This window comes from Glycomyces lechevalierae, assembly GCF_027622945.1.
GTDB lineage: Bacteria > Actinomycetota > Actinomycetes > Mycobacteriales > Micromonosporaceae > Glycomyces > Glycomyces rutgersensis.
Map to the genome: position 1 here is coordinate 63,854 of NZ_JAPZVQ010000009.1, position 19,313 is coordinate 83,166.

General features: G+C 66.0%; 22 protein-coding genes. 12 read left to right on the plus strand and 10 right to left on the minus strand.

Going from position 1 to position 19,313, the window contains the following annotated elements:
• Window positions 1-223: 223 nt before the first annotated feature.
• Genes O2L01_RS15260 through O2L01_RS15270 form a run of 3 tightly spaced genes read right to left on the minus strand, consistent with a single transcriptional unit; the run spans window position 224 to window position 1,562 of the window.
• Entirely contained in the window at window positions 224-1,111 is an 888-nt protein-coding gene (locus tag O2L01_RS15260) for a hypothetical protein (RefSeq protein ID WP_270122822.1), read from the minus strand.
• Window positions 1,112-1,122: 11 nt separating this feature from the next.
• The gene (locus O2L01_RS15265) at window positions 1,123-1,314 is read right to left on the minus strand and encodes a hypothetical protein (RefSeq protein ID WP_270122823.1); all 192 of its coding nucleotides are present in this window, start codon (window positions 1,312-1,314) and stop codon (window positions 1,123-1,125) included.
• Complete coding sequence (locus tag O2L01_RS15270) at window positions 1,311-1,562, minus strand: helix-turn-helix transcriptional regulator (RefSeq protein ID WP_270122824.1); 252 nt, start codon at window positions 1,560-1,562, stop codon at window positions 1,311-1,313. The genes O2L01_RS15265 and O2L01_RS15270 overlap by 4 nt, the downstream gene beginning before the upstream one ends.
• 1,424 nt (window positions 1,563-2,986) lie before the next feature.
• Here O2L01_RS15270 and O2L01_RS15275 point away from each other — a divergent pair.
• A complete protein-coding gene (locus O2L01_RS15275) occupies window positions 2,987-4,180 on the plus strand; it encodes a helix-turn-helix domain-containing protein (protein ID WP_270122825.1) in 1,194 nt (397 codons plus the stop codon).
• Window positions 4,181-4,546, plus strand: a complete 366-nt coding sequence (locus tag O2L01_RS15280; protein WP_270122826.1) for a hypothetical protein — start codon at window positions 4,181-4,183, stop codon at window positions 4,544-4,546.
• A 519-nt stretch (window positions 4,547-5,065) separates the two neighbouring features.
• On the opposite strand, the gene O2L01_RS15285 is transcribed toward O2L01_RS15280, so the two are convergent.
• From O2L01_RS15285 to O2L01_RS15295, 3 genes are all read right to left on the minus strand, one after another.
• Window positions 5,066-6,016: an AAA family ATPase gene (locus O2L01_RS15285; RefSeq protein ID WP_270122827.1), complete on the minus strand. Its 951-nt coding sequence runs from the start codon at window positions 6,014-6,016 to the stop codon at window positions 5,066-5,068.
• 359 nt (window positions 6,017-6,375) lie between these two features.
• A complete protein-coding gene (locus tag O2L01_RS15290) occupies window positions 6,376-6,714 on the minus strand; it encodes a hypothetical protein (RefSeq protein WP_270122828.1) in 339 nt (112 codons plus the stop codon).
• Between the two features lie 511 nt (window positions 6,715-7,225).
• Entirely contained in the window at window positions 7,226-7,552 is a 327-nt protein-coding gene (locus O2L01_RS15295) for a hypothetical protein (RefSeq protein WP_270122829.1), read from the minus strand.
• A gap of 197 nt (window positions 7,553-7,749) precedes the next feature.
• Between O2L01_RS15295 and O2L01_RS15300 the strand changes: the two genes are divergently transcribed.
• Window positions 7,750-7,986, plus strand: coding sequence for a DUF4192 family protein (locus tag O2L01_RS15300; RefSeq protein ID WP_270122830.1), 237 nt, complete (start codon window positions 7,750-7,752; stop codon window positions 7,984-7,986).
• Between the two features lie 297 nt (window positions 7,987-8,283).
• On the plus strand, window positions 8,284-8,898 hold the full coding sequence (gene mobA / locus O2L01_RS15305; RefSeq protein WP_270122831.1) for a molybdenum cofactor guanylyltransferase: 615 nt from the start codon (window positions 8,284-8,286) through the stop codon (window positions 8,896-8,898).
• A gap of 190 nt (window positions 8,899-9,088) precedes the next feature.
• On the opposite strand, the gene O2L01_RS15310 is transcribed toward mobA, so the two are convergent.
• Window positions 9,089-10,015, minus strand: a complete 927-nt coding sequence (locus O2L01_RS15310; RefSeq protein WP_270122832.1) for a rhomboid family intramembrane serine protease — start codon at window positions 10,013-10,015, stop codon at window positions 9,089-9,091.
• Window positions 10,016-10,024: 9 nt separating this feature from the next.
• Window positions 10,025-10,537 carry a peptidylprolyl isomerase gene (locus O2L01_RS15315; protein WP_270122833.1) on the minus strand — a complete coding sequence of 171 codons (513 nt, stop codon included), beginning with the start codon at window positions 10,535-10,537 and terminating at the stop codon, window positions 10,025-10,027.
• A 116-nt stretch (window positions 10,538-10,653) separates the two neighbouring features.
• Between O2L01_RS15315 and O2L01_RS15320 the strand changes: the two genes are divergently transcribed.
• On the plus strand, window positions 10,654-11,025 hold the full coding sequence (locus tag O2L01_RS15320) for a hypothetical protein (RefSeq protein WP_270122834.1): 372 nt from the start codon (window positions 10,654-10,656) through the stop codon (window positions 11,023-11,025).
• A 418-nt stretch (window positions 11,026-11,443) separates the two neighbouring features.
• Here the strand turns inward: O2L01_RS15320 and O2L01_RS15325 are convergent, their stop codons facing one another.
• Window positions 11,444-12,619 (minus strand): aminotransferase-like domain-containing protein, encoded by a 1,176-nt coding sequence (locus O2L01_RS15325; RefSeq protein ID WP_270122835.1) that lies wholly within the window; start codon window positions 12,617-12,619, stop codon window positions 11,444-11,446.
• A 497-nt stretch (window positions 12,620-13,116) separates the two neighbouring features.
• Here O2L01_RS15325 and O2L01_RS15330 point away from each other — a divergent pair, with 497 nt between their 5' ends.
• Window positions 13,117-13,635 carry a YbhB/YbcL family Raf kinase inhibitor-like protein gene (locus tag O2L01_RS15330; protein WP_270122836.1) on the plus strand — a complete coding sequence of 173 codons (519 nt, stop codon included), beginning with the start codon at window positions 13,117-13,119 and terminating at the stop codon, window positions 13,633-13,635.
• Window positions 13,628-14,785, plus strand: coding sequence for a thiolase family protein (locus O2L01_RS15335; protein ID WP_270122837.1), 1,158 nt, complete (start codon window positions 13,628-13,630; stop codon window positions 14,783-14,785). The genes O2L01_RS15330 and O2L01_RS15335 overlap by 8 nt, the downstream gene beginning before the upstream one ends.
• Before the next feature lie 189 nt (window positions 14,786-14,974).
• Here O2L01_RS15335 and O2L01_RS15340 read toward each other — a convergent pair whose 3' ends face one another.
• Entirely contained in the window at window positions 14,975-15,238 is a 264-nt protein-coding gene (locus tag O2L01_RS15340) for a cell division protein CrgA (protein ID WP_270122838.1), read from the minus strand.
• A gap of 299 nt (window positions 15,239-15,537) precedes the next feature.
• Here O2L01_RS15340 and O2L01_RS15345 point away from each other — a divergent pair, with 299 nt between their 5' ends.
• The 5 genes from O2L01_RS15345 (at window position 15,538) to O2L01_RS15365 (ending at window position 19,260) form a co-directional block, all read left to right on the plus strand.
• Window positions 15,538-16,686, plus strand: a complete 1,149-nt coding sequence (locus tag O2L01_RS15345; protein WP_270122839.1) for a class E sortase — start codon at window positions 15,538-15,540, stop codon at window positions 16,684-16,686.
• Between the two features lies 1 nt (window position 16,687).
• On the plus strand, window positions 16,688-16,975 hold the full coding sequence (locus O2L01_RS15350; RefSeq protein WP_270122840.1) for a hypothetical protein: 288 nt from the start codon (window positions 16,688-16,690) through the stop codon (window positions 16,973-16,975).
• Between the two features lie 45 nt (window positions 16,976-17,020).
• Window positions 17,021-17,611 carry an anthranilate synthase component II gene (locus O2L01_RS15355; RefSeq protein ID WP_270122841.1) on the plus strand — a complete coding sequence of 197 codons (591 nt, stop codon included), beginning with the start codon at window positions 17,021-17,023 and terminating at the stop codon, window positions 17,609-17,611.
• Between the two features lie 135 nt (window positions 17,612-17,746).
• Window positions 17,747-18,172 carry a DUF7144 family membrane protein gene (locus O2L01_RS15360; protein ID WP_270122842.1) on the plus strand — a complete coding sequence of 142 codons (426 nt, stop codon included), beginning with the start codon at window positions 17,747-17,749 and terminating at the stop codon, window positions 18,170-18,172.
• Window positions 18,173-18,231: 59 nt separating this feature from the next.
• Window positions 18,232-19,260, plus strand: coding sequence for a YihY/virulence factor BrkB family protein (locus tag O2L01_RS15365; RefSeq protein WP_270122843.1), 1,029 nt, complete (start codon window positions 18,232-18,234; stop codon window positions 19,258-19,260).
• Window positions 19,261-19,313: the final 53 nt, after the last annotated feature.

The window sequence follows — 19,313 nt, forward strand, 5'->3', positions numbered from 1 at the left end:
CATGTTCCTTAGTCGTAGTTGCTTCTAACGAGGCCGAATCAGGGCAGCTAGCTCATCAGCAGACAAGCCTTTAAGACGCTCTTCACGAGCCTTAGCCGTCTCGCGCTCTGTCTCGACGCGAGCCTTAAGGTAAGCAATGGTGTCAGGACTGGAATCCACGGAGATTCCTGCTTCTGCCCTGGCAAGCATGTCCTCGTATTTGGTAGTCATCGAAATTGTCCCTTCAGAAAATGATGGACTCAGGGTCAGTCTGGCCCTGAGTTTGAATAGCTTTGTCGAGATAGACTGCGAACGGACCGGACAACGGCTTGATACGCGCGCTAGCGGCTTCTACTGCAGCTTCATACTTCAATGCCGTGCTGTGTCGAGTGATGGCTACAGCCTCGCTGAGCGAGGCAAGGCGGAAGTCACCAGCGGTCAAGACCTTGACATCGGCAAGCGACGGAATACCGTCATACGGATCAGCTACCGCAGTTGACGGAACGTCGTCAGGCTTTGCCCACAGCATCGCGGGCGCATCCCAGTTGAAAGACAGCCGGACCAACGTAAACGGGAATTCGACTCGCGCGCCTGCTGAGGCGGCGTATTCGTCGTGGCTGCCGTGCCCTAGGTCGTACGTCTCGGTCATCGAAATGACGTAGGCAAGAGTTGCAATCCAATGACGGCCGAGGAGACTAAACGTCTCCGCATCTTCCGTCGTAGCCGTCTTCTTGGCAATGATCTTCTGCGCAGCCTCATTCAGCGTTGCAATGATCTCGTCAGCATTAGCAAGGATGACCTTGGCTGAGTTGTTCGGTCCCGTCGCACCTCGGCGGTTGGCAAGCTCGGCTCGTGCTTTGGCACGGTCGGCAGAGTCAGCCTCAATCCTGGTGACTGTGCGCTGGTAGGCGTCGAACTCATCTTCAGGTGCATCAGGAGCAGGCAGAGAGGGAGCGACTACTGCAGGCCTACCTAGTCGTGCCCTGAGCGCTTCGACGCGCTCTAGGTGGTCAGCAACCGGCTGAGGCAGGTCAATGAGCCCTGCCAACTCAGTCAAGGTTTCGTAGGGCTGTTCAATCGACAACGGCTTGCGACGCTTGCCGGTAGCAGCGTCGTAGCGGGAGAATGACATTTGGATCTTCCTTAGGGGTTGAGCTGGGAATTGATGGTGTCAATAGCGGCCGCAAGAAACGCCACTCGCGCACGTAGCCGCTCGGCTTCATCGTGTGGGATCACGTCGGCGGCTTCGTCAAGGTGAGACCTGTGCCGGTCAAGTTCGGTGGCTAGCTGGGTGGCAACATCAGGAGCCATGGACAGGGTTACTTTCAAGGTCATTCGCTTTCCTCGGTAGGGCTAACAAGGTCATCAAGGCCGCACCGCAGGGCTCGGGCAAGTTTGAAAAGCAGATGCACCGATCCAGCGGACCGACCTGCTTCGAGGTTGTGGATATGAGCCGCAGAGACCTTCACAGCCCGGGCAAGCTCTTCTGTAGTCCAGCCCTTCTCGATCCGAAAAGTTGCGACGTTGGACTGATAAGCTCGAATATCTTCAGCAACATCAACGGGTTCTGTAAATAGGGGCATGGCAGGTACTCCTTTGCTTCGTAACACAAAATCGTCATCCAAATAAAAAGCCGCGCCGTAGCGCGGTAGCTCGTTGAAGGAGGAAGCCCTTCATAGAGAGATGGGGTTAAAAGCTCTCCCCTACTTACTTACTTCGGTTAAACTAGAACCCCTGGTCAGAGTCGCGGCGCTACGCCGCTGCTACTTCTGACCTCGCTGTTTACTTCGACAGAAGGCGTGAACCCTCTGCAAGATCTTCGGAATTATTTTTGACCCTCAAAGAGAGATGGGGAAGAACCAGGGGTTTCTCTGCGATCCGTGACCGAGATAACATCTACTGAGTTTCCCAGGGATGCCTTTCGCGGAGAGATCCAGTCTGCGAAGGAGAACCAGGCAAGGAAAAGGCCCCTACCGGAGAGGTAGGGGCCTACTAAGGTTCTTACTCTTCTCAGTCTTTCTCTTTGCCTGCTTCCGCCGATTCTATTTCATCCTGGACTGACACACGGTGCTCCATCGCAGAGTTTCGAACATTCCTGACCGTGCCATGCACCGTTGCCCTGACTTCGTCACTGGTGTTGCTGACGACCTCTTCCCTCGCTTCTTTCTCAGAGCGACGGATGTTTTCCCGATCCATTAGATTCCCTCCCAATTTTGAGTCTACCCGTTCAGTCCTAAGAGGGAGATGTTTCGGCCCCCTACGAGAGCCGTAGAGCGCCGATAGAGCCCCGGGGCTAGCGGGATATGCAAACGAAGAGTGTAAGACTTACAGAGGCTCTGAGGGCTTTTGAGGTTCGAACTGATCGAGTTGTTCCAGCAACCTGCGCCCGTACCGCACGGGCTCACACTCGTACGGAGCAACTTCGATGCCAGCAAAGGTCAGGCAGCACGCGCAGTGCTGCCCATCTTCGGTTGGAAAGTGTCTGCGAATGATCCGCTCTGCCTCCTCCCGGGGCGATAGCGGCTTGTAGCTGGCGTACTTGGTCCTCTGCACTGCTCAGCCCTCGCACGCTCGGTACTCGACAAGATTCCGATGCAGCCGCTTCAGCTGTCGTGCGAGCCCGGTCTTCTTGCCCTCTGAGTAGGGGCAGGACTCAAGCCAGGAAACGGCAATCTCCGGGTCCGTCTCTGCCGAAGTGGTCGCGATCGTCGCCACGGCTCGGCCGCGTAGCTCTCGGATCTCTTGCGCGTCAGGGAACCAGAACGCGCCGACCACGGTCTTAGCTCTGTTCTCGAACCAAGCCCCTAGCGGGAACCTCCGCTCTGGCAAGGGTTTCACCTCACGCGTTGTGTGCTCTCGCCTTGACATGACCAGCCCTCCTTGCCAGCTACCAGGGCGAACGCCCTTACAGCTACTCTGGAGCGAAGAGCCGATTACCGGGAGACGCCAGGCGTTGCCAAGTGGTGACTTCCCGAGCTGGCAACAGCATCGCGCGAAGGGTCAGCGCATGGAGTTTGGCGAACTGGTGCGGTCCGAGCTGGACAGCCGAGCGCTGTCGATTCGCGCTGCTGCCAAGAAGATGCATCGTGACCCCGCGATGCTCTCGCGGGTGGTCAACGGTCATCAAGCCATGAGCTTGGGACTCGCTGAGGATCTGGATACTCTCTGTGGCACAGGCAAGTTCGTCAAGGCGTACAGAGCTGGGAAGCAGCCTCGCAAGGCGGCAGAGAGAGGAGTAGACCCGATGCTCAGACGGGAAATACTCCGGCTCGCTGGCGCCAGCGGAGCCATGATGTTGACCAGCTCAGGATATTTGCCGGCCAAACCCGCATTTGCAGAGTTTTCCCAGTTCAACGGGTATGCTGCTGTAAGTTCTCACCTCTGGCGCTTCTACGGGCGCGTAGAAAACAAGGCTGATGTGTTTCCTGCCGTGGCAGAGCACTTGCAGAGCTTGCACGAAGCGCTGACTACCAGCTCAAACGCTGGTCTCTGCGCCCTCCACTCCGAAGCACTTCAGCTTTCGGGTGAGGTTCTGTTTGACCAGGGCCACCATGACGACTCGATCGCGGCCTATGTGCTGGCCGCGAGCGCTGCCAAGGAAGCCAAAGACTACGACCGCTGGGCTACCGCCCTTGTCCGCTGGTCTCTCGTCCTGAACGCTGAACAGCGCTGGGCAGATTCCCGAGAGCTGTTGACTGCAGCGGCTCGGGTAGCCGCCCGTGGTGACCGCCATCTTCCTACTAGGCAATGGGTCGCGTCTGTGCGTGCCGAGGTTGCCGCTGCCGAAGGTGACGCATCAGAAGCTGAGAGATCGCTCGACGCCGCCAGCACAGTCCTGGAGCTGACTGCCCCCGGCGGTTGGCTGCGGTACAGCGGGGATCGCCTGTCCGAGCAACGAGCTTCGGCGTTCCTCGCACTCGGCGAGTACGCGAAGGCTGAGGCCGAACTTGAAAAAGCCCTACAAGCCACGCTGACGCCCCGGAGGGCTGCAGCGATCCTCGTAGACCAAGCACGGCTGAGAGTCCGTCAGGGAGCCGCTGAGGCGGCCAGGGAATCGGTGGAGGCGGCTGCAGAGATTGCCAGCCGCACCAAGTCTGACTACGTGCTAGGAAAGCTGGCTCAGCTCCGAGCTGAGCTGGAAGACGAACCGGATACGGCTGAGCTGAGCGAAGTGCTCAGCGCTGTAACGAAGGGGCAGTAGATGAGTGTTGAGGGTCGGCGGTTCCGGCAAGCCTGGATCGATGGCGTTCGGAAGCACATGGAAGGCGAGCCGAAACCAGGCTATGTAGCGCCCTGGGAGGAGATGGGGCTATGGGAACAGCTCTCAGCGACGGCCGTCTATCAGCAGATTGCCGACTTCATTAAGACAAGCGAGGTTGCTACTGCCAAGCTCAGCCGAGAGGAGCGCGGCAGGTTCGTAAGCATCTGCTGGAACGGACAGGTCTTGAGGTTCTTCGAGGATCCGAAGCCCTCGTATCGGGCTCCCTGGGAAGACCTTCCCAAGTGGCAGCAGGAGACCAACTGTGACATCTTCGATGCCATCGAAGAGCAGGTAACCAAGTCATGAGGCGGAGGGCTAGTCAGCCCGTAGGCGAATGACCTGCAAATACAGCAATAGCCGCCCGCAGGCGGCTAGTTGATCAACCAACTTTCAAACCAACGGCACGGTCACACCGTGCCAGTAGCTTGACTATCAATACTCGGCGGCTCCCTCAAAGGGCCGCCAATTGATTGGCTAACTATCAATCAGGCAGGCCGCGAGCCTGCCATTGAATTATCAATCAATATGATATACCGGCCGCCTCAGCGGCCAGTCATAGTTAGTAGCTAACTATCCACCCGCCGAAGCTTAGAAGCGGGTGGCAAGAGTGGGAATCAATATCAATACGCGGGTCGCGTAGCGAGCCCGTATATATGGGACCCATCTCCCCAATCCCCATAGCCGTTGACCTGCTGATATGCTCAGGCATTGGGGGACTCTGGGACTTTTGTTTCCCCAACCTCAAGCCAACTGCCAGGGCAAACAGAAAACAGGGTTGGGAAAGCTAGAGAAATGCTCCCCCAACCTCCCCAACCCTTGGACCTGCTAGTTTGCGTCAAGCAGCCTTGCCACTGGGCCACCCGGCTTGAGCTTGTCGTACACAGTCGCCTTGTTCAGTCCGAAGTGCTTAGCGGCATTCTCTGCCTGCTGAGTCTTGTTTACGCTTCGACAGTTGGCCTTGATCCAGTTTGCAAGTTCCCTATTTTGGTCCAGCGTTTCAGGCTTCCGCTGCTGCGGAGCCGTCAGCACCTTGTAAACCGGCCGGTCAATTCCTCGCGGCATCTCAAGTTTGAGCTGTTCGCCTTCCGCGTAGTTACCGTCAACGAACAGAGTCCGGCCGCTACCCTCGCGGTCTTTTGCGAGTGTCAGTCGGTGGCGTACATGCCGAACCAGGTTCGAGCTTCCCGAAGGGCCACGGTTAGCGACTGAGGCAGTCGTGTTGACCTTCTGCGAGTGATGGTTAACCACGACAACAGGGATGCCCGCCTGGGTGAACAGCCGCACACCAGCGAACGTCCGGTTCACGTCAGCGCCGCTGTTCTCATCTTCGATCATCTGCGTGACGTTGTCGACAATGACGAAATCAGATCCAGACTCCATTACGGCCTCAAACAAATCTCTCCAGTCTTCGTACTGAAGCAGCCCCTCAGCCGTGAACACGTTCAGATTGTCTCTGACTGACTCAGCAGCCCCAGGTCCGATCCTCGCTAGCCGTTCTGTGTACTCAAGGTGTGCGCGATCATCGGTGCCGATGATCGCAGGGCGATACATCCGGTTCGGCTTTCGTCCGAGGAAGGGCCTGCCGGTAGCCAACGAGAACGTCAGAGCAGCACAGAGCATGGATTTCCCAGCTTCTGACCGACCTGAGATACTGGTAGTGCCGTCTGAAATCAGCCCGTCAATGACCCAGACCGGCCGCGCCTCGCGCTCGGCTTCAATCTCGTCCCATGTCCAGCGACGGAACCGTTGCCGACGCTGCTCAATGATTTGACTCAAAATTTCTCCTTCTAAAGTTGGCGAGAGGGGCCACCAAACGTGGCCCCTCTCAGGTGTCTAACTCAGTAGCTGTGTGGCTGCCTGAGCGACTTCAGATGCGGTCCCAATGATCATCAGGATCACGACGACTGCTGACATGTCCTTCATAGAAGGACGTTCCTTCCGAGCCATGGATGGCTCCTTTCGATCGGTGCAAGTTGACCCTGTTGCCAACCTTGCTCGGAAGTCAGTTGTAACTCGGAAATCTACATTTGGTGACACCGATGTGATTCTCAGCTACCTCACCGTTTAAACACTCTTTCTGAGACGAGACTCAGGCGTGAATCGCCATCAAGAAGGCCCTTCACGTGATCCAATTCTCACTCGCTGGAATTCGCTATATGTGCCAGGGCTGCAGCCATGCCGACCACTACGACTGGCACAGTCGAGATGAAAGCGGTGACCCACCAGGGGGCCGTTTCGATCCCTGCAGCGGCGAGCACGTGATACGCCACCTGACCTAGTCCGCCAATGCACAAGGCAACGATGCTCGATACCTTGGCGAACCCGATTGCCTTCGGAGCTGCCCGACCGGACAGCCACACGTACATTGCGAACGCGGAATACGCTTCCACCCCGATCGGAAGGGCAATCGCTGAGTTGATCGTGAATTCGTCAGCGATCCCCGGAAGCGGCTGGATCTCCCCGAATCCGGTCATTGCACCCAGCCCGACCCAGCCAGACCACACCGCGACGAATGCGGAGATGTAGAGGACCCAAAGGGGCCAGATACGAACCCGCTTGCGTGCTGTCTGGTCTGGTGTCTCCTTCGCTGCGTGCCCAGTAGGGGCCGCAGGGGCTTGCGTGGGTCCCTCAGTAGGGGGCGGCTCTGTAGCTTCGGGAGAGACAGCCTCAGACGCTTTGACTGTCTCGTATTCCGTCTGGCCTGCCCTGTCCGGCTCTGCTGAGTCTCTGCGGAGCTCGTTGAGGTATTTCGAGACGGTTGGACGAGACGCAGGCACCTCAGCCCGCGTCAGGATGTTCATGATCTGCGCTGGCGTGGCTGTGTCGAGTCCGAGCGAATCGGCGACAAGGCGAACGCGCTCGCGGTGGTCTGCTGCTCTCTGCAGCGTGGCGTTACGCACCAAGGCGCACCGCCCGGTTAAGGTAGTTCTGCATGGTTCCTCGGTTTCGATCGGGGGACGGGTCGCAGGTGGCAGCCTGCGGCCCTTACTTGTTGTCGGCCTTGGTTTTTGCATCGCGGTAAAACCGCCAGTAGTCGAGATAGACGCGGTTCTTGGTGTCGAGTCCGACACCTGCAGGGGCGAGCGGCCAGCCGTTGGCCTGGTGTTCGACCTCTAGCAACATCAGGTCGATTTGCTCGCTGGTGAGGCTGAAAGGCTGGCGCGCAACGATCCTCACAGCCGCGCCGTCCGCGTCGTAGCACTTGGCGACCACAGCCCCGGAAGGCTGAAACGTCACTTCCTTTTCGCTCTCAAGGCTGAGCAGCCAAGTAGCCAGCGCCAGTGCTTCGGCTTCCTTCTCTTCGTTGTTCATGGGGGATCATCTCCTTGTCGGCCCCTCCCTGGGAGGGCGTTGGTTGTTCGCCTGCCCCGAGTGGGGTCAGGGATGAGGCAGCTTCGGGAGCTTGGTTACGCGTCTGGCGGAAGGTGCGGCTTCCCGACGTGGTATCTCCGTGGCCTGTGCTCACCCAAGGAGGTGAGTAATCTCAACAGTTTTAGCTGTGGATCTGGGTGGCCCGGCATCTGGAGGACGACCTAGTCCCCGCGGCCGCAACGGTGGCCGGCTTCGCCGCCTACCGCTTCGGCAACGGCGTGCTCGCCTTGGAGGCCCTCGAACTCGCCTTGAAGGCGAGCCCGCACTACCGGCTCGCGCAAATGCTCATGGCCGCTTTGCAAGCCGGCATCCCGCCCGCCGCCCTGTCGAGGATCGGCTGCGGAGACCGAGAAGAAGCCGAGGTCAATGACTGACGAACCCGGCCCCACCTGACGAACATCCCACGGCCCCACGGCCCCACGGCCCCACGGCCCCACGGCCCCACGGCCCCACGGCCCCACGGCCCCACGGCCCCACGGCCCCACGGCCCCACGGCCCCACGGCCCCACGGCCCCACGGCCCCACGGCCCCAACCGATGATCCACCGGACCCGACCCCGAACCCGTAAAGCGCAAAGGAGAAAGCATGGCCAACACCATCCGTAGGAAACCCGACGCGAACGACCTCGCAGCGGCACCTCCCCAGCGCGGAGTGATCGCTACGCTGAGAGCATGGTTGAGCACCCGGGCGGCTTTGCCGCGATCATCCTCATCGGCGGCAAGGCACGGCGATTCAACGGGCGTGCCAAGAGCGAACTGGTGGTCGCAGGTTCCACCATCCTCGAGCGGATGCTCGCGGCCACCGAGGGCGCGGCGTCCCGGGTCGTGGTGGGCACGCGGCCCCCCGAGGCCGGGCCCCTCCCGGAGGGGGTGCTCCAGGTCCTCGAGGATCCACCGGGCTCGGGCCCGGCCCGGTCGGTGCAGGCCGGTCTGGCAGCGGTGCCGGACGACTGCGACCGAGTCGCGATCCTCGGCGGCGACCTGCCTTTCCTGACCACCGAGGCACTGCGCCAGCTCCATCAGTACGCGAGCGAGGGCGGCCCGGAGCACGGAGCGCTGTTCTGCGACAACGCGGGACGAAGGCAGTGGCTGTGCGGCCTGTGGCCCGCTGAACCGGTCCGCCGAAACGCGGCCGAGGTCGAACCGGGAGCCCCCGCGAGGCTCTTGTTCGACGGCATCGACGTCGAGACCATCACCTGGGAGGACGAAAGTCCGCCCCCATGGTTCGACTGCGACACACCAGAAGACCTCGCTCAGGCACGCACCTGGGCTGCGGATCTCAAATAACAATCGGGGCGGGTGGGGTGGGGGCGGGGGGGGAGGGCCCCAAAGGCCTTCCGGTCAGGATCGGTTAATCAAGAAGATCGGCGGGACCACCCGCAAGAGGATCCCCCAAGCCCCTCCGCAGAAGCCAGACCGTCTGGACACGACAAAACCCGAGCGCGAAGCGCTCGGGTTGGGCCGCCTTTCGGCGGCGTCAGACGATGTCGTACTGGTTGTCGAGCACGCCGGTCTGGAAGAACGTGATCGCGGCCAGCACCACCAGGAACAGCGCGAAGCCGACCCAGTGCAGCGACCGTCGCCGGCGCGGTGTGAACGTCAGGATCGCGCCGCAGATCGCGCCACCGACTAGGCCGCCCACGTGGCCCGCGAAGCTGAAGCCCATGACGAGCGTCAGGATCAGGTTGAGCCCGAGCAGGATGTAGATGCCCTGGTTGTCGCGCTTCATCTTGCGGTTGACGAGGATCAGCAGGCCGAAGAGCCCGTAGACCGCGCCGGAGGCGCCCGCGGTGAAGGTGTCGAACGAGAACAGGTACACCGCGACCGAACCGGCCAGGCCCGAAAGCAGATAGGCCGTGAGGTACCGCGCGGGGCCGAGGTCGCGTTCGAGGATCCGCCCGAGCATCCAGAGCACCACCATGTTGAACAGCAGGTGGATGACCCCGAAATGCAGGAACATCGCGGTGAGCATGCGGAAGTAGCCGCCGGCCGCGATGACGGGTGCCGTGATGTGGAGACCGAACAGGTCCACGGTCACGATGGGGTTGTATCCGGGGAGGAAGCCGATCTCCGCGCCGATCAGGTGGAGCGGCGTCAGGCCGGAGCTGGTCGTGGCGCCGATGTTGCCCGCGGAGATGACCGCGAGCAGGAACACGGCGACGTTGAGGCCGATGAGCACCTTGGTGACGGTGCCCGCGGCGCCCGCGCGGGCGCCGCCGCCGAACGAGGAGCGCGCTTGGCGCATCGTCCGGCGGCCGGCGGCCACACAGTCAGGGCATTGGAACCCGACGGGAGCGTCGATGCGGCAGTCGGCGCAGATCGGCTTGTCGCAGCGGACGCACCGCAGATACGTCTGGCGGTTCCGGTGGCGATAGCAGGTGGGGGCCGACTGCTCTTCGCTCATCGAGGCTCGTTACTTCTCGATGACGACGGACTCGATGACGACGTCGTTGACCGGACGGTCCATCGGGCCGGTCGCGACCTTGCCGATGCGGTCCACGACGGACTTGGAGTCCTCGTCGACGACCTTGCCGAAGATGGTGTGGCGGAAGTTCAGGTGCGGGGTCGGGCCCAGCGTGATGAAGAACTGCGAGCCGTTCGTGCCGGGCCCGGCGTTCGCCATGGCGAGCAGGTAGGGCTCGCCGAAGTGCAGGTCCGGGTGGAACTCGTCGGCGAACTGGTAGCCGGGGCCGCCGCGGCCGGTGCCGGTCGGGTCGCCGCCCTGGATCATGAAGCCGTCGATGATCCGGTGGAAGATGACACCGTCGTAGTACGGGCCCGAGCCCGGCTTGCCCGTCGCGGGGTCCTTGTACTCCTTGGTGCCCTCGGCCAGACCCACGAAGTTCGCCACGGTCTTGGGCGCGTGGTTGTCGAGCAGTTCGATCTTGATGTCGCCTGCATTGGTCTTGAGCGTCGCCTTCGTCATGGCGTCTATGGTGCCAGACCGCCGAGGTTCGTCCAACTTTCTCCCCCGTTTCCCTCGACGGGTGTCACAGGCCGGGGCACGATGAGACCTACAGGCACCTAGAGGAGGCATTCACGATGGGCTTCAGCCGACATGCCACGACTCCGACCAAGGAGGCCGTGGACCATTTCACGCAGGGTGTGACCTCGTTCAAGAACGCGGGTTTCGCTGCGGCCAGAGGTACGAAGGAGGCGGCCGCTCCGCGAGTCAACGTCGTTCTGACGAAGGTCGGGCTCAGGAAGCCGCCGGCCCCGAAGTGGCCGTGGGTCCTGGGAGCGATCGGCGCGGGCCTCGCGCTCGGTGGCGTCGCGGCCTACGTGTGGTACCGGCAGCGGACCGAGTCGATCGGGGAGGCGCTCCTCGCGGACGAGCTCCTCGACGACTCAGAGCTCGACAACAACCGGAACCGGGCCCTCACCGAGGAGCTCGTCGACAGCGTCACGCGCTGACGGCGCGCTCCGGGGGGAGTGCGCGGGACCGGGGCGAGGCCGCTACGGCTGAGCCGCGTGAAACGAATAAGGGGGGCACCGGTCGGCGACGACACCGGCCGGAAGCCCGTGTGCGGCCGCCAGGCGGGAACCGGCGGCGGCACGGCAGATCGGGGATCCACGGCGACGTGGATCCCCGAACGCGTGTGCAGAGAAAACGCCGGATCGGTGCCTCGCCTCGGGGGGAGTGGGCGAGTCCACCGATCCGGCGTCAATGGGGGCGGGATAACGACCGCACCGCGGCGAACCGCGGTCACGCACCGATCTTCGCTCCCCGTTTCCGTTCTGGGAAGGGCGTCGCGGTGGCGGTTATACGCCATGGCGCATAACCGCCATCCATTGTCGACGTAACGTCCGCGATCGCTCACGGAGTGTGCGACTAGAGGCTCTTCGAGGCTTCGACGGCCTTCGCGAGGCGGCGCACGCCTTCGTCGATCCGGTCGGCCTTCACCGCCGAGTACGCCAGGCGCAGGCAGGTCTGGCCGCCTTCGAGCACGAAGTCGGTGCCCTTGACGACCTGGACGCCCTCGTCCGCGGCGGCCGCGGCGACCTTCGCGCAGTCGATCCCCTCGCCGAGGTCGACCCACAGGAAGTAGCCGCCGTCGGGGACGATGAACTCGGCGTTCGGCAGGTGCGCGCGCAGCGAAGCGGAGAGCTGGTCGACGCGCTCTTCGAGGGCGGCTTTGACCGTGGCGATCGAGCGGTCCAGCGCCCCGGAGGCCGCGAACTGGTAGATCGTGGCCTGCGCGAACATGTTCGGCGCGATGTACGTGTTGGTGGCGGCGGCCGCGATCTTCGCGATGATGTCGGCCGGGCCCACCAGGTAGCCGGTGCGCAGGCCCGGGCAGACGGTCTTGGAGAACGAGCACGCGTACACGACGCGGCCCGAGCGGTCCTGCTCGAGCATGGTCGGGAACTGCTCGCCGCGGAAGCGGATGTCGTAGTACGGGTCGTCCTCGAAGATCGTGAACTCGTACTCGTCCGCGAGCGCCAGCAGCCGGGTGCGCTTCTCGCCCGAGAGCGTCACGCCCGCCGGGTTCTGGAAGTTCGGGATGATGTGCGCGAGGGTCGGTCGGACGCCGCCCTTGAGGATCCCCTCGAGCTCGTCGACGTCGAGGCCGTCGGCCTGGAGGCGCACCGGGTGCAGCTCGCCGCGGCGGTTGCGCAGGCCGAGGAGGGTGCGGTCGTACGTGGGCCGCTCGACGATCACCGGCGAGTCGGGCTTGACGAGCTCGTCGAACAGGAACGCGTCGGCCTGCATCGAGCCGTTCGTGACCAGCACGTTCGCGGGGGTCACGCCGTGCTTGGCGGCGATCCACTCGCGCAGCGGGCCGTAGCCCACGGACGTGCCGTAGCCGGTGACCCCGGCCGGATCGGCTTCGAGCGCGGCCACGGCGGCGGCCTTGAGGCCTTCCGTGTCGACGATGTCGAGCGACGGGGCGCCCCGGGAGAAAGAGATGACGTCGGTGTTCGGCATGACACCAGCGTAAGCGGCCCGGAGGGTGGACGTCGAGCGGCATATGGGCGGGCTCCGGCACACCCCACCGGGCGGCATCCCGGGTCAGCTTCGGGCACACCGGCGGACGCGGCGGCAGCGCCTGCCGCGGCGGCGTCCACGATGCGGACGGCGGGCCACCGGCGGGGCGAAGAGGATCCCCGTTCGGAGGCCTCAGGAGGCGGCTTGAGGTAGGCAGGGCTGTCGGTACCGTCGCCGGGCGGCGGTGCCAGGCCCGTCGAGCCGGGGCCGGGCCCGCCGCCGGACAGAACGGTCGCGCGGGGGTTCGGGGCGGATCCGGGCCCGGATCCGCCCGCGGGTGGCGGTGCCGCCGGGCCGAACGGGTGCCCGGCGGCGGTCGGGACGGGAGTTCGCCGCGCGGCCCGCTCGTGCCCGGGGCCGGGCCGCGATACGGTGCAAGTGTGGGGCCCCGGCGCCCCGCGAGGTACTTGACGGTTCCGTCGAACATGCGGCCCCGCAAGCGGAAGCGGTCCCGCCGCCCCGAACGGGCGGGGTGGGCCGGTGCCGCGGGCCGGGCCGAGAAGTTGAGGAGAACGATGACGTCGCTCGATCGCACCAGGGCCCCGTGGCCCTACGACTACCTGCCTCCGCTCCCGTCGTTCAGCGTCGTCTCGGACGACGTCGCCGACGGCGTCACCCTCGACCACGCACAGGTCGCCGGGAACGACGTCTCCCCGCACCTGACCTGGTCGGGCTTCCCGGCCGAGACGGCCGCGTTCGCCGTCACCTGCTTCGACCCGGACGCGCCGACCGGCGCCGGCTGGTGGCACTGGATGCTCCTGGGCCTCGACGCGTCGACCACCGAGCTGCCTACCGGCGCGGCCGCCGCGCCGCCGCCGGGAACCGTGCAGCTGCGCAACGACTCCGGAACCGTCGGCTTCGCGGGCGCCGCGCCGCCGCCCGGCGACCCCGAGCACCGCTACCTGTTCGCCGTGCACGCCCTCAAGGCGCCGATCGAGGTCGACCACACCGCTTCGATGGCGGTGGGCTCCTTCCACCTGACGTTCAACGCGATCGCGCGGGGCGTCGTCGCGCCGGTGTACCGCCATGCCTGAGGCCGTCATCCTCGCCGCCGCCCGCACGCCGCTCGGACGGCGCGGCGGGGTGCTCTCCGGCGTGCACGCCGTGGACCTCGCCGCGCACGCGATGATCGCGGCGCTCGAACGCTCCGGACTCGGGCCGGACGCGGTCGACGACGTGGTCCTCGGCTGCGTCTCCCAGGTGGGCGAGCAGTCCTGGAACGTCGCCCGCAACGCCGTGCTGGCCGCGGGCTGGCCCGACCGCATCCCGGGCACCACCGTGGACCGCCAGTGCGGTTCGAGCCAGCAGGCCCTCTCGTTCGCGGCCGCCGCGGTCCTCGCCGGGCACGCCGATGTCGTCGTCGCGGGCGGGGTCGAGTCGATGAGCCGCGTGCCGATGGGGTCGAGCGTCGGCACCGGCGCGGGCGAACCGTACGGTCCGGTAGTGCGCGAACGCTATGCGGCGCATGTGGACGCGACGGCGCCGGTGCTGTTCAACCAGGGCCTGGCCGCTGAGCTGGTGGCCGAGCGGTACGGGATCGGGCGCGAGGCGATGGACGCGTTCGCGCTGTCCAGCCACGAGAAGGCCGCGGCCGCGAGCGACGGCGGCCTGTTCGCCGCCGAGATCGCGCCGATCGCGGGCGTGACCGCCGACGAGGGCATCCGGCGGGACACGAGCATGGCGAAGCTCGCCGGGCTGAAGCCGGCGTTCACGGCGGAGGGTTCGGTGACGGCCGGGTCGTCCTCGCAGATCTCGGACGGCGCGGCGGCGCTGGTGGTGACCACGGACGAGCACGCGCGCCGGCTCGGGGTGCGGCCGCTGGCGCGGATCGCGGCGGCGTGCGCGGTCGGCTCGGACCCGGTGCTCATGCTGGACGGGCCGATCCCGGCGACCGCGAAGATCCTGGCGCGCGCGGGCCTGGACCTGGACGAGATCGACGTGTTCGAGGTGAACGAGGCGTTCGCGGCGGTCCCGCTGGCGTGGCTGGCGGAGACCGGTGCGGACGAGGAGCGGCTCAACCCGCGCGGCGGGGCGATCGCGCTCGGGCATCCGCTGGGCGCGTCAGGGGCGCGGCTGGCCGCGACGATGCTGCACTACATGCGCGACACCGGATCCCGGCGCGGGCTGCAGGTGATGTGCGAGGGCGGCGGCATGGCCAACGCGACCGTGCTCGAGCTGTGGTGAAGGGACGGAACCGGTTGGATCAGGAATTATCCCGATCAATCCGCCCTTAGGGACCCCGGCCTCGGCGAAGCTTGCGAGCCGTAAACTCGCACAGCGCAACGATGTGCCGGGGGTCCGACAGCGTTCGGTTCGAACAAGAGGCGAGGGAGCCTCGGCTCGCGACCGGGGTGAGCGGCCTTCAGGCCGGGGTCAGCGCCACTTCGAGAGGACGAGGAGCGCGGCGACCATGCACGAGAAGCCGACCGCGAGGTTCCAGTAGCCCCAGGCCCCGACCGGGTAGTTCATGCCCGAGAGGTAGAACAGGGTCAGCCACCCGATGCCGATCACGATGAGGGCGACGGCGGTGATCGGCACCCACATCGGGCTCGGCTCGTAGCTCTCGCCCGAGGTCGAACTCGTACTCGTGCCGGAGCTCGAGTAGACCTTCTTCTTGCGCACACGTGACTTCGGCATCGACGACTCTCCAACTGAGGGACATGTCCGGCGTCCAGGGTACCGCCCGCCGGTGACGCGGCGTCCGCGCGGCATCGCGTAGCTCACACCCCTCGGCCTGAGCTGCCGATGCGCCCGGGCCGCACCGCGACACGCCCGATACGGGCCCGCTCGCGCCCATAACCGCGGGAACACTGCGCAGACCTGCCCGTTCGGTTGATATTCGGGTTCGCGGTACAACCCTAGGATTGCCTCGCGCGTTATGGTTACGAGATTCCCCCTACGAAGAGAACACCGGCACTATGGAGGCGACGTTCCAGGTGAGCGATCAGGACTGGTCCCCCTTCGCGAACGAGCCTCCGCCACCGCGGCGGCCCTCGCCGGGACCGGCGGCGAGCGCCGCGCCGAACCCCGGAACGCCGCCGCACCCAGCGGCACCCAATCCCGGAACGCCGCCGCCACCTGCTGCACCGAACCCCGGAACACCGCCCCGCGCAACGAATCCGGGACCGAACCCGGGATCGCCGCCGCGGAGGCCGAGTCCTGGCGCCCCGAACCCCGGCCGCGCCAGCGTCCCCGGCCCGAACCCCGCCCCGGCCGCCGCCGACCCCGACCGGACCACCGCGCTCCGCCCGCCCGGCCTCGCGAAGAAGGCCCAGCAGGCCCCCCTCGTCCCCGAACCCGACGGGACCGCGATCCTCCCCGTCATCCCCGCCGACGCGACCCCCGCCCCGCCCGGCGCCGACAGCGAGGCCCGCAAGAAGCGCTCGGTCAAACGCCACCGCGGCGACGGCGGCCTCCGCACCACCGTGCGCGGCCTCGGCGAAGCGCTCATCACCCTCGGCGCGGTCGTCCTCCTCTACGCCGGCTACGAGGTCTTCGGCGTCTCCGAGGCGATCAACCACGAGCAGGAGGACCTCTCCACCAACCTCGACACGATCTGGGACGGGGAGGCCGAGGAGGAAGGCGTCGACGGCGCGCCCGTCCCCGAACTGGGCGACGCGTTCGCGCGCATGTGGGCGCCCGACATCCGGCCCGAGTCCTGGACCCTCGTCGAAGGCACCGAACCGGCCGACATCGAGTACGCGCCCGGCCGCTTCCTCGACGGCGCCTACCCCGGCGAGCAGGGCAACTTCACCCTCGCCGGCCACAACGTGCCCGCGATCTTCTCCGAGATCCGCTCCCTCGAACCGGGGGACAAGGTCGTCATCGAGACCAAGGAGAACTTCTACATCTACGAGGTCCAGGAGCACGTCGTCGTCGACGAGACCCAGATCGACATCACCGCGCCCGTGCCGGGCCAGCCCGGCGCCGAGCCCGGCGACGAGGACTACTGGCTGACGCTCTTCACTTGCCACCCAAGGTGGGACAACTACGAGCGGTACGTCGTCTACAGCCAACTCGTCGAGACCGTCCCGCGCGACCCCGCGGGCGACCTCCCCGACGCCGCGATCGACCCGGAGGCCTGACGTGTACTCGTGGATATGGAGGAAGCTCCCCGGCGGGCTCCCGGGTAAACTGATCGGCTCGGTCGCCTTGAGCGTCGGCGTGGTCGCCCTGCTGTGGTACATCGTGTTCCCGGCCGTGCGGCCCCTCATGCCGTGGAGCAACGTGGACCCTGCCGGGCAGGTGAACATGGAGAACGGCGAGAGCGGCGCGCCCGCGGACGGCGAGACCTGCACACCGGGCGTCGACTGCCCGGGCACCGGTTTCGACCCCGAGGACTGGGAGACCGCGGAGTCCCCGGACGGGGAGTAGGGCAAGACTCGAACGCACTGGTGGGGGCGCTGATGGAAGACACCGATGGGTAGCGTGCTGGTCGTCGACTTCCGCGACTCGTTCGTCCACACCATCGTCTCCTACCTGCGGGCGCTGGGCGCCCGCGTGGAGGTGCGCCGTTCCGACCGGACCGATGTGGACGAAGCCGTGAGGCTGCGGCCCGCCGGCGTGCTCCTCTCGCCCGGGCCGGGGCGGCCGGACGAGGCCCGGCTCGGACACGACCTGCTCGACCGCTTCGCCGGCGAGGTCCCGATCCTCGGTGTCTGCCTGGGGCACCAGGTGATCGCCGAACACTGGGGCGCCGAGGTCACGCGCGCCGCCGAACTGCGACACGGCGAGACCTCCCCGATCCGGCACGACGGCGAAGGCGTCTTCGCCGGGCTCGCCAACCCGTTCACCGCCACCCGGTACCACTCGCTCGCGGTCGAGCCGGCCAGCGTGCACGACCCGCTCACGGTGACCGCCACGAGCGACGACGGGACCGTCATGGGGCTGCGGCACCGCCGCCTCGACGTCGAAGGGGTGCAGTTCCACCCCGAGTCGATCCTCACCGAGGACGGCAGCGCGCTGCTCGGCAACTGGCTGCGCCGCTTGGAAGGACCGGCGGGCGGCTAGGCGGCGCGCACGGCCGCGCACCTGCCGTTGTGCGGTGAAACCCGAGCGTGGAAACCGCGCACGGAGCGCCGCGTCGCCTAAGCTGTGTGCGCAAGCGGCGCCGTCGGCGCCGCCCGGCACCCCAGGGGACCCCACATGACCCGAGAGGACTGGCTGCCTCGCCGCCGCGCGGACGGCTCCGCGCTCGCGGGCGTCCTGCTGCTGCTCATGGGCGTGTGGCAGGTGTGCATCGGGTACGCGGTCGCGGTCGGCGACGCGTTCGTCTTCACCGGCGGCGGCTACTGGTACCGCGGCGACCACACCGGCTGGGGCTGGGTCAACCTCGCGATCGGCTTGGCGGCCATCGTGATCGGGCTCGGCCAGTTCGGCACGTGGCGGAAGCTGGGCCGCTGGAGCACGCACCCCGCGCCCGCACTGGCGATCGCCGCGCTCTCAGCGGTGAACCAGGCCCTGCTCGCCCCGACGTATCCACTGTGGGCCGCGATGGTGATCGCGGTGGACGTCTTCGTGATCTGGGAGCTCGCCACGCGCGCCCGCGGCGAGGAGACCGGCCGGCGCTGAGGCGTGCCGAGTTCGCCGGAACCGGCCCGTCCCAGGGCGACGCCTGGCACGGTGGGGACATGGGCGCCAGATCATTCCTCAAGGCCGCCAAACGGTACGGCTCGGGCAGCCGCGGGGACACCGCGGCGGCCCTCACGTACTACTCGGTGATGTCGCTGTTCCCCGCGATCCTCGTGGGCGCCTCCGTCATCGGCATGCTCAACGAGGACGCGACCGAGACGCTGCTCGACGGCGTCGCCTCGCTCGCGCCCGGCGAGGGCTTCGACATCATCGAGGACGCGGTGGCGCGGCTCCAGATGAACCCGGGCGCGGCGGGGCTGCTGGCGCTGGTGGGCCTGGTCGCGGCGTTGTGGGCCGCGTCGAACTATGTGGCGGCGTTCTCGCGGGCCCTCAACGCGGTCAACGGGACCGACGAGACGCGCAAGTGGTGGACCGTGCTCATCGTGCGGGTCGTGCTCACCCTCGTGGTGGGCGTGCTGACGGCGGTGTGCGGGCTCGTCGCGGCCACGGGCGGATCGGTGGCGCGCGCGATCGGCGACGCGATCAACGCGGACGCCGCCGCGGTCACGGTGTGGGGCTGGGTGAAGTGGCCGGTCGTGATCGTGCTCGTGGTGGTGATCGTGGCGCTGCTGTACTGGCTCGCGCCCGCGAAACGCTCGCGCTTCGGCCAGCGCGCGCCGGGCGCTGCGCTGGCGGTGGTGCTGTGGCTGGCGGCTTCGGTGCTGTTCGGGTTGTACGCGGCGAACTTCGGGAGGTACGACAAGACGTACGGGGCGCTCGGCGGGGTGATCGTGTTCCTGATCTGGTTGTGGATCACGAACGCGGCCTTGCTGTTCGGCGCGGAGTACAACGCGACGGCGGAGCCGGAGACGGACACGGCCGGGACCGCTTCGGGTGAGGCGGGCGAGCCGAGCGCGGCTGAAATCGATGACTCGGATGAGGCGGGCCGGCCGAATGCGGCCGAGGTGGAAGACTCCGGCGAGCCGGGAAGGCCGAGTTCGGTTGAGGTGGACGACTCGACCGAGGCACACGAGGCTGACATGGACGACTCGGGTGAGTCGGGCTCGGGGCGGGCCGGGAGGGCTTAAGGCCGAATGCCATCCCTAACCCCCACCCACCCGGGGGACCGTAGTGCCCACGA